Source organism: Aeromonas sp. HMWF014, from assembly GCF_963878295.1.
Taxonomy (GTDB): domain Bacteria; phylum Pseudomonadota; class Gammaproteobacteria; order Enterobacterales; family Aeromonadaceae; genus Aeromonas; species Aeromonas popoffii.
In genome coordinates, this window is sequence record NZ_CAWNYS010000558.1 from 1 (window position 1) to 1334 (window position 1334).

General features: G+C 55.2%; 1 protein-coding gene. It reads right to left on the reverse strand.

Annotation, left to right across the window (positions count from 1 at the left end; translation table 11 throughout):
• Nucleotides 1–37: 37 nt before the first annotated feature.
• Nucleotides 38–1242 (reverse strand): IS3 family transposase gene (locus AAC083_RS21565; RefSeq protein WP_108537664.1). Its coding sequence is split into 2 segments (ribosomal slippage): nt 38–924 and nt 924–1242, totalling 1206 coding nucleotides; the frame shifts between segments, so codons are not numbered across the junction.
• Nucleotides 1243–1334: the final 92 nt, after the last annotated feature.

Below are 1334 nucleotides of genomic sequence, written 5' to 3' on the forward strand. Positions count from 1 at the left end.
TGGATTTGACCCCATAGGTCCAGACACTTTTTCCCGCTTAGGGCTGTGATACCCGACTGCGCAGAAATTCCCGGGGTGAACGGTATCCCAAGGCGCTGTGCGGGTGGTGCTCGTTATAATGCTCAAACGCGATGGCCAAATTGCCTACCGCTGTTCGGCTATCTGGTTTCGGCATCATCTCGATATAGTCTCGCTTCATCGTCTTCACGAAGCTCTCCGCTATACCGTTGCTCTGTGGGCTTCTCACCGCCGTCGTTCTGGGCTCCAACCCGATTTCTCGTGCAAACGCGCGGGTCTCATGGGCTCGATACGCCGAACCATTATCTGTCAGCCATTCTACCGGTGATGCCGGCAACGCATCCCCGAAGCGACGTTCGACAGATCTCAGCATGACATCTTGCACTGTGTCACTGTCGTAACCCCCGGTACTGGCCGCCCAGTCCAACGCCTCCCTATCGCAGCAGTCCATGGCGAACGTGACACGTAGTTTTTCACCGTTATCACAGCGAAATTCAAAGCCATCCGAGCACCAACGTCGATTGCTCTCTTTGACGGCAACACGCCCCTTATGTGCTTGCTGGGCCAATGGTGCCGCCGGTTTTCTTTCCAGCAGCAGGCCATGATCGCGCATAACGCGATGTACCCGCTTAGCGTTTACTACAGGCAGTCGTGTTGCCTCTGACTGACGCCGTAACAGCGCCCAGACCCGGCGATAGCCATAGGAGGGAAGCTCTGCCATCGCCTCCATGATACGGCCAAGTAAGGCTGCATCATCACGCTGGCGATGATGACGACCATCTTGCCAACCCGGTTTTCGATGAACACGAAAGGATAGTTGCGCACGCGATACATTAAGAGCCTGGCTCACAGCACTTAATCGTCGTCCCCCGGCAACAAGGGCGCATGCGCAATCCATTTTTTTGCTCGGCCATACTCCACGGCTTCTTTGAGGATCTCGTTCTCCATGGTCTTCTTCCCGAGCAGACGCTGGAGCTCTCGGATCTGCTTGATAGCCGCAGCCAACTCGGAAGCAGGGACAACATCCTCACCTGCGGTGATCGCTGTGAGAGAGCCCTCCTGGAATTGTTTGCGCCATTTGAAAAGCTGGTTGGCGTTGACGTCGTGCAAGCGAGCAACATGAGAGACGGTCATCCCGGGCTCAAAGGTCTGCTGCACGATGGCGATCTTTTCTTGTGGAGTCCGGCGTCGACGGCGCTCGACCCCTGTTAACACTTCGACCATCTTATCGTTGTGACTAGTACTGAACATAGTTCCAAGACTACCTCTTAAGTTAAGAGGGGCGAAGTGTCTGGATCTTCAAGGGGCCAATCTAG